The organism is Pseudoalteromonas sp. S3431 (genome assembly GCF_000690035.1).
Lineage (GTDB): Bacteria > Pseudomonadota > Gammaproteobacteria > Enterobacterales > Alteromonadaceae > Pseudoalteromonas > Pseudoalteromonas fuliginea.
Genome location: NZ_JJNY01000134.1, coordinates 1 through 8,458 on the forward strand (window position 1 = coordinate 1; position 8,458 = coordinate 8,458).

Annotated in this window: 8 protein-coding genes; 7 read left to right on the forward strand and 1 reads right to left on the reverse strand. The window is 39.4% G+C overall.

What is annotated here, in order from left to right; all coding sequences use genetic code 11:
* Nucleotides 1-144: 144 nt before the first annotated feature.
* Complete coding sequence (gene msrA, locus DO88_RS00230; protein WP_033041188.1) at nucleotides 145-1,434, reverse strand: peptide-methionine (S)-S-oxide reductase MsrA; 1,290 nt, start codon at nucleotides 1,432-1,434, stop codon at nucleotides 145-147.
* 249 nt (nucleotides 1,435-1,683) lie between these two features.
* Here msrA and pxpB point away from each other — a divergent pair, with 249 nt between their 5' ends.
* From pxpB to DO88_RS00195, 7 genes are all read left to right on the forward strand, one after another.
* Complete coding sequence (pxpB, locus tag DO88_RS00225; RefSeq protein ID WP_033041189.1) at nucleotides 1,684-2,349, forward strand: 5-oxoprolinase subunit PxpB; 666 nt, start codon at nucleotides 1,684-1,686, stop codon at nucleotides 2,347-2,349.
* Nucleotides 2,342-3,268 (forward strand): biotin-dependent carboxyltransferase family protein, encoded by a 927-nt coding sequence (locus tag DO88_RS00220; RefSeq protein ID WP_033041192.1) that lies wholly within the window; start codon nucleotides 2,342-2,344, stop codon nucleotides 3,266-3,268. The genes pxpB and DO88_RS00220 overlap by 8 nt, the downstream gene beginning before the upstream one ends.
* A gap of 28 nt (nucleotides 3,269-3,296) precedes the next feature.
* Nucleotides 3,297-4,007: a DUF969 domain-containing protein gene (locus DO88_RS00215; RefSeq protein WP_007376582.1), complete on the forward strand. Its 711-nt coding sequence runs from the start codon at nucleotides 3,297-3,299 to the stop codon at nucleotides 4,005-4,007.
* Nucleotides 4,004-5,029, forward strand: coding sequence for a DUF979 domain-containing protein (locus tag DO88_RS00210; RefSeq protein ID WP_033041195.1), 1,026 nt, complete (start codon nucleotides 4,004-4,006; stop codon nucleotides 5,027-5,029). The genes DO88_RS00215 and DO88_RS00210 overlap by 4 nt, the downstream gene beginning before the upstream one ends.
* Nucleotides 5,022-5,690, forward strand: a complete 669-nt coding sequence (gene pcp, locus DO88_RS00205) for a pyroglutamyl-peptidase I (protein WP_084166047.1) — start codon at nucleotides 5,022-5,024, stop codon at nucleotides 5,688-5,690. Before DO88_RS00210 ends, pcp begins: the two co-directional genes overlap by 8 nt.
* A gap of 153 nt (nucleotides 5,691-5,843) precedes the next feature.
* Entirely contained in the window at nucleotides 5,844-7,517 is a 1,674-nt protein-coding gene (asnB, locus tag DO88_RS00200; protein ID WP_033041196.1) for an asparagine synthase B, read from the forward strand.
* On the forward strand, nucleotides 7,501-8,376 hold the full coding sequence (locus DO88_RS00195; RefSeq protein WP_033041198.1) for a PhzF family phenazine biosynthesis protein: 876 nt from the start codon (nucleotides 7,501-7,503) through the stop codon (nucleotides 8,374-8,376). Before asnB ends, DO88_RS00195 begins: the two co-directional genes overlap by 17 nt.
* The last annotated feature ends 82 nt before the right edge of the window (nucleotides 8,377-8,458 follow it).

Consider the following 8,458-nt stretch of genomic DNA (forward strand, 5'->3'; position numbering starts at 1 on the left):
TTGCTCGGTTTTTACTTAGCCCGCTAGGTTACAAACCTCACCCCGCGATTTAATCGCCCCTAGATTGAACAAATTTCAATCCACAAAGATCAACACGCCCTAATATTTTTTTGAAAATTAAATTATGTCTGGAATAATTTTAATTTAACTTTTATCTCGCGGTACAAAATCAAGTACGGTTGCGTTAATACAATATCGATCGCGCCCTCTTGGACCTTCACCTGGGAACAAGTGCCCTAAGTGTATACCAGTACTTTTTGAGCGAAGCTCAATGCGAGTCATACCCCAACTACTGTCGTCATGCTGTGTTACATTGTTCTTTACTGGATGAGTAAACGACAACCAACCAGTACCTGAGTTAAACCTATCGCTTGTATCAAATAGTGGCTCACCACTTAATTTATCTACAAAAGTACCGTCAGGTGTATTTTTAAACTCTTTGTACTCTTTACAGTAAGGTCTATCTGTTCGCGCATCAAATGCAACTTTGTAAGCATCGCTGTTACCTAATTTAAAAGCGCCTAATGCTTTATAAAACTCTTCAGGCGTTGCGTAACCTTGACGGCCATATACCTCAACGCCATTTTCTAAAAACAAAATGGTCGGTGTTGCCCACGTGGCTGACTTAATAGTTAAATCATCAAGTTGGTCAGCATGGCGAAACGACATTGGTATTGTCCCTTTGTAGTCATTTGCGACTGCTTTTTTGAATTTTTCACAGTATGGGCAGTATTCACGTGAATCTAAGACTACGATTTGCTTTCCTGCTAATAAAGCAGTGTTATCTACTTTTTCTACGGGTGTTTTATTAAAAACAACACCGGTAGAATGATCTGGGCAATAGCCATTAGGGTTCTTTTCTAAATAATTTTGATGATACTCTTCTGCCGATACAAAGCCTTGAAGCGGTTTAATAACTGTTTCAATTTTGCCGTAGCTCGCATCAGTTAAAAGTTGCTGATATTTCGACTTAACTTGCTCTGCAACTTTAGCCTGCGCATCGGTATTCGTTAATACGATTGAACGATATTGCGTACCGATGTCGTTCCCTTGGCGATTTTTTTGCGTAGGATCGTGACTTTCAAAATAGTTTTTTAATAGATCTTCTGCTGAAATTATATTGCTGTTATACATAACTTGTACAACTTCAGCATAATTGTTCTCGTCAAAACGACGAGACTGATCAGTAATGTTTCTGTACGTTGCTTTAAAGCCTTTGCCGTCAGCGTAACCCGACTCAGCATCTATAACGCCATTAAGCGCTTCGTAGCGTTTTTCGGCTCCCCAAAAACAACCGGATCCAAGTACAATAGTTTCTACATGCATGGTTGCTTCGACATTACTGTGCTCAACCTTTTCCATAGATAAAGCAAAACTGCCTGCGCTAAATATAATAGCAGCGCCTGATAAATATAATAAATGCTGGTGTTTCATAAAGTACCTCATAAACAAGTGCGTGCTAATTAAGACCTCCTTATCTTAATTTTCATTTCAAGCTAATTACTTATTTAGTACGAAGCGTATTAAGTTTTAGTCCTCAATAAGTTAAATACGATTAATTGAATATAAAAATACTCTTAAACTAAGCTGAGCAAATTAAAATAACCACTTAGTCGCAATGGTGTAAATAAATTAATAAAACTGTGTTACGTTTAAATTATGTTGTACAAATAGGTTTATTTAATGAAGCCAGCTCCTCATATTTATGCATTAACAAACAGTAGCTTACTGTTTGATGCATCGCATTTAGACGCTACAGATAGACTCTCTATTCAAAAGAAAATTTGGGCTTTAACTAGCCACTGTAAAAGCACTGATGAATTTAGCGATTTGGTGCCCGCCATGAACTCGCTCACTCTTTATTTAAAATCAGATAAACACTTAAAACAGTGGTTACAAGTGCTACCTTCGCTGTGGAATGATATTAAAACGAGTACATTTAAGGGGCAGCATCACTTAATCGAAACAACCTATAAGGGTGAGGACATTAATTACGTGGCTCGCTATCATAATTTAAGTGCCGATGAAGTTATTAATATTCATAGTAACACCAAGTACCACGTTTTATTTTTAGGCTTTCAGCCCGGTTTTGCTTACCTACATGGCTTAAATGAGCAATTATACACACCAAGGCGTGACGAGCCTCGCATTAAAGTTCTTAAAGGTTCTGTTGCGATAGGTGCTGCACAAACCGGAATTTACCCCGCAGATACCCCTGGTGGTTGGCACATAATAGGTCATACAGACACTGCTTTGTTTGATTCGACCTCTGAGCAACCTTGTTTAATTCAACCAGGCGATACGCTTGAATTTGTTCCGCTCGTTAATAAAGGAGCAAATCATGATTAAAGTACTTAAAAGTGGTGTATTGCTTACAATTCAAGATTTTGGCCGTGAAGGCTACCGCCATTTAGGTGTAAGCAAAGCGGGTAGCTTGGACCCTATTGCACAAATAATTGCTAATAGATTACTTAACAATAACGACAATGATGCCGTTTTAGAAATAACCGTTGGTTTGTGCGAGCTTGAATTTACCTGCGACACAGTAATTGCACTGCATGGTGCCGATTTGCAAGCAACCCTCGATGGACATGCAATTTATCCTGGCTGGACATATGCAGTAAAAAACAAACAAGTACTGAGCTTTGCTACTGGTAGAGCAGGCTTAAGAGCTTATTTAGCAGTGAAAGGCGGTATACAAAATACTGAGGTTATGGGCTCTAAATCTACAGATTTAAACGCGTGTTTTGCTGGTATTGAAGGTAGAGTTCTCACCACTGGTGATGAAATACCTATTACTCCTTATTATGGAGAGTTTATAAAAGTAGGCGCAATGGCCCCCGCCCAGCGCAAGCTTATACGGCTGCACCAAAGTCCTCATGCTAATTTATTAGGCCAGCCTTTACTTAGCAACTTTGTATCTACCGCATTTAAAGTTAGTAGTAACAGCAACCGAATGGGCGTAAGGCTTGAGCATAAAAATAATTTGGCACATTCGCACTCTTTGCCATCATTAGGGGTGAGTCCTGGGAGTATTCAACTACCACCAAATGGAGAGCCTATTGTGTTACTAAATGATGGCCAAACCACAGGGGGCTATCCGCTTTTAGGCACTGTTATTGAAGCCGACTTACATCAATTTGCACAATTTAGACCTTTAGATACTGTTGAGTTTAAATATGTAACGTTTGAAGAAGCAGCAAAGGCGAAGCTGAAACTTGACGGACACCTGCATCAATTGAGCCTTGCACTTAAAAATAACCTATAAAAACATTCTAAAAATAAATAGGAAAACTATGTTCGATTTAAATTATTGGCCGCTTATTGGCATTCCTGTTGTAGTTATCGGTTTTGCACTGCGCTTTAATCCTTTACTAGTGGTTACCTTTGCAGGACTTGCGACCGGCTGGGCAGTCAATCTTGATTTTATCAGCTTGCTGCAAACATTTGGCGAAAAGTTTATGAACTCGCGCCAATTAGCGAGCTTCATTTTAATTTTACCTGTTATTGCACTGCTTGAACGTTATGGATTACAACAACGTGCGCGCGATTGGATTTCACAAATTAAAACAGCCACCAGCGCGCGTATACTCGCTCTTTATTTTATTGTTAGAGAATGCTCGGCTGCACTTGGTTTACTGTCACTCGGAGGGCAAGCACAAACAGTTCGCCCTTTGCTTGCTCCTATGGCATTAGGAGCTGCTACAAATAAATATGGCGAATTGCCTAAACCCGTAAAAGATATGATCAGCGCGCATGCGGCGGCAGTTGATAATATTGCGGTATTTTTTGGGGAAGACATATTTATAGCCTTTGGTGCTGTTTTACTTATGGATGCATTTTTAAAAGAAAACGGCATAACCGGTATTGAACCGCTGCATATTGGTCTATGGGCAATCCCTACCGCGCTATGCGCCTTGGTTATCCACTTATTTAGACTAGCTCGACTCGAAAGTAAAATTGCAAAAGCGGTTCAAAAGTACAATGCACCGGAGCCAATACTATGAGTAAAGTAATTAATACTGATGTATCGCATACAAGCACTGCACTCGTGACCATTGAAAACATATACCTACTTATTGGCATCATGGTAATGTTTTTAGTAGTACGTACCCTGCAAGACAAAAATCATCCAAAAAGGCTTACAACCGCCCTATTTTGGTTTTTATTTGGCAGTAGCTTTTTACTTGGTGATTTTGCTATTGCAACTCTTGGTGCACAAACAACGTATTTAATGGTGGGTATTAGCGTATTACTCATTGCTTTATTAGCCGGCTTAAATTTAGTTTCCATGGGAAGTTACTCTATTCCTAGCGAGCAGGATCAAAACCAAAGCGCTAAAACTCTTGGCAATAAGTTATTTATTCCCGCTTTAATGATCCCAATTGTTACCGTAGTCTTTACTGTACTATTTGATAATGTAGCTATAAACAATGTTTACTTACTTGATCAACGCCATTTAACACTTGCATCTTTAACCATTGCTTGTATTTTTGCATTACTTGTTGGCTGGAAAATAACCGGTGGTAGCCCTGTTCAAGCCGTAAGCGAATCACGCCGTTTAGTAGATTCTATTGGTTGGGCAGCCATTTTACCGCAAATGCTAGCCATGCTTGGTGGGGTATTTATTGTGGCGCAAACAGGCGACTCTATTAAAGAACTAGTTACTTTATTTATAGCCCCTGATAACCGTTTTATGCTGGTTGTTTTGTATTGTATAGGTATGGCATTTTTTACCATGATTATGGGTAACGCGTTTGCTGCATTCCCGGTGATGACTGCTGGTATAGCGATGCCATTTTTAATTGAAGGTCATGGCGCAAGCCCTGCACCTTTAGTGGCGCTAGGTATGTATAGCGGCTATTGCGGTACGTTAATGACGCCGATGGCAGCCAATTTTAATATTATTCCTGCCGCTCTTTTAGACTTAAAAGATAAGTACCATGTAATAAAGGTTCAAATTCCGACGGCAGTTACCTTACTCGCCGTTAATATTATTTTAATGTATAGCTTGGTGTTTAATGACTAAATCAACTTCTTCAATGGCGAGTGTATTAATTACCGGCTTTGCGCCTTTTGATGGCGAAGCTATCAATCCTTCTTGGCAAGCAGTGCAAAAACTTGATGAAACTATCATCATGAAACATAAAATATGTACACTAGAACTTGCCTGTGAGTTTAATACGTCTATTAGTCAGCTTATAAACGCTATTGAGTCGCACAATCCGGCGGTTGTTTTGTGTATAGGCCAAGCCGGTGGGCGCAGTGAAATATCAATAGAGCGAATAGCAATAAACGTTGACGATGCACGTATTAAAGACAATGCAGGTAATCAACCTGTCGATACACCAATAGAAAAAAATGGCCCTGATGCCTATTTCACAAACTTACCAATAAAGCGCATGTTACAAGCATTGCACAACAGTAATATACCAGCTGCCATTTCGAATACGGCAGGCACGTATGTGTGTAATCACGTTATGTATGGTCTTATGCATTACATAAATGATCACTGCGCTGTAATGAAAGGTGGCTTTGTGCATATTCCTTATTTACCAAGCCAAGCTGTGCACCACAATGGCGCACCAAGCATGAGTGAGGAAACCGTTATTAACGCGCTGAAAGTGATGGTTGCGCAAGCTTTGAACAATAATAGTGACGTAAAAATAGCAGCAGGCACCACACATTAACCACTTTGGTGCAGTTAAATATAACTTGGTGCATAAATTATTCTTAATTAATTGTAAAAGCTATGTGACTTGAGTAATTTTTTCTGATAAAACAAGGTTTCGCAGCACAGCAAATTGGCTTTGCTGCACACATAATAGGAATGAGGAGTTACTATGTGTTCAATTTTTGGGGTATTAGATATAAAATCTGATCCCACTCAATTGCGTACCCAAGCAATTGAAATGTCAAAGCTGCTTAGACACCGAGGTCCAGATTGGTCTGGTGTATACGCATCTGAAAAAGCTATTTTAGTGCATGAGCGTTTAGCTATTGTTGGTGTATCAAGCGGTGCACAGCCTTTATACAATCCTGAAAAAACAAATATTTTAGCGGTTAACGGCGAGATTTATAATCATAAAGAACTTGCAGCAGAGCTAGATGTTGATTTTACTTTTCAAACTCAATCAGACTGTGAAGTTATTTTAGCGCTTTATAAACAAAAAGGGCCTGACTTTTTAGATGATCTAAATGGCATTTTTGCATTTTGTTTATACGACGAAGAAAATGAAGCCTACTTAATTGGCCGTGACCATATTGGTATTATCCCGCTTTACACTGGTCACGACGAGCACGGTAACTTTTACGTTGCTTCTGAGCTAAAAGCACTTTCTCCAATTTGTAAGCATATTGAAGAATTTCCACCAGGGCATTACCTGTACAGCAAAGATGGTAAAATGACGCCTTATTACAAGCGTGATTGGGAAACGTTTGATGCAGTTAAAGATAACAACGCACAAGCCCAAGACGTTAAAGATGCATTAGAAGCGGCCGTTAAACGCCAGCTAATGTGTGACGTGCCTTACGGTGTATTACTTTCTGGTGGTTTAGACTCATCAGTTATCTCTGCTATCACCCAGCGCTTTGCTGCCAAACGTATTGAAGATAATGACGAAAGCGATGCATGGTGGCCTAAGTTGCATTCTTTTTCAGTAGGCCTTGAGGGTTCACCTGATTTAGCCGCGGCCCAAAAAGTAGCTGACATGATTGGTACTATTCACCACCCTATCATTTTTACCATCCAAGAAGGTATTGATGCATTACGTGAAGTGATTTACCACATAGAAACCTACGACGTAACAACAATTCGTGCCTCTACACCTATGTACTTAATGGCTCGCCAAATTAAAGCGATGGGCATTAAAATGGTGTTATCTGGCGAAGGTGCTGATGAGCTATTTGGTGGTTACTTATACTTCCATAAAGCCCCTAACGCACAAGAGTTTCATGAAGAGCTAAACCGTAAAGTATCAAAACTGCATATGTTTGACTGTTTACGTGCTAATAAATCAATGGCAGCATGGGGCGTTGAAGCACGTGTACCGTTCCTTGATAAAGAATTTGTTGATGTTGCTATGCGTATCAACCCTGAAGCCAAAATGTGTAAAGATGGCAAAATTGAAAAACACATTTTACGTGAAGGTTTTGATGGCTACTTGCCTGATGAAGTTTTATGGCGCCAAAAAGAGCAATTTTCAGACGGTGTTGGTTACAGCTGGATTGATACGTTAAAAGAGTTTGTAAATGAGCAAGTGAGCGATCAAGAGCTTGCAAATGCTAAATTTAAATACCCTATTAATACGCCAGATTCAAAAGAAGCTTACTACTACCGTACTATTTTTGAATCGCACTTTCCTGGTGATGCATCAGCTAAATGTGTACCACATGGTAAATCGGTAGCGTGTTCGACTCCTGAAGCACTTGCATGGGACGCATCGTTCCAAAACAATGCAGATCCATCAGGTCGTGCTGCGGGCGTTCATAACGACGCGTATGCAAGCAAAGGATAACACTCTTTTTTTAACGAAGCGTAAGCCCAAATGGCTTACGCTTCGTTGTATAAAACTCACTTCCACCGAATCTGTTTTTTATAGCCCTGCAAATAACTTAAAAGGCTCTAGTGCTTTAATTGTTATTTATAAAATTGGGTTAACATCAAAAACAATGCAATATATTGCATCACAATCAAACCACCCTGCTACCGTATTTTTAAATGAAAATGAGATAACTAAACGCCATTGTAATATTCGCTGGTTTAACCAAACAAGTGAAATTAAACGCTGTGGGCATGGTACTTTAGCGGCCGCTAATTTTTTAATAAAGTATTTTGGTTATTGCCCTGAAGTATTTACATCAATGAGTCATGAGCGCTTTACTATAAGAGTAAAAAAACAACGCGCCCAGTTGTTACTAAAAAGTATAGAGCCTAAAAAAAGCGAATTAGCTAAAGGTGAGTTAAAAAGTGTGTTTTCATCCGCAATAAAAGCAGCCTACAGTACCGGTGATAAAAACGGTTATACGGTTGTATTATTTAATGAAGAATTTAGTAAAGAATTTAGTAAAGACGTTGAAAAAGACGATTTAAAAAGCTTACACGTTGATTTTAAAGCGTTGAGTAAACTCCACAAAAATGCAGTAATTGCCCTTAGTATAAAAAGTAAAGACAAGAAAAATGCCATAGCGCATTTTAGATACTTTGCCCCTCAGTTTGGAGTAAATGAGGACAGTGCAACGGGCTCTGCGGTATCTATTATTGCCCCCCTGCTATTTAGACTGTACGGTTTAAATAAAGCTATGCTTGTACAGCAATCAAATAGTGGCGCATTGCTAAACTATGAGTTTAACAATGCTAAAGTTGTCATTTACTAGGGCGTGTTGATCTTTGCGAATTGAAATTTGTTCAATCTAGGGGCGATTAAATCGCGGCGCGAGGTTTGTAACCTAGTGGGCT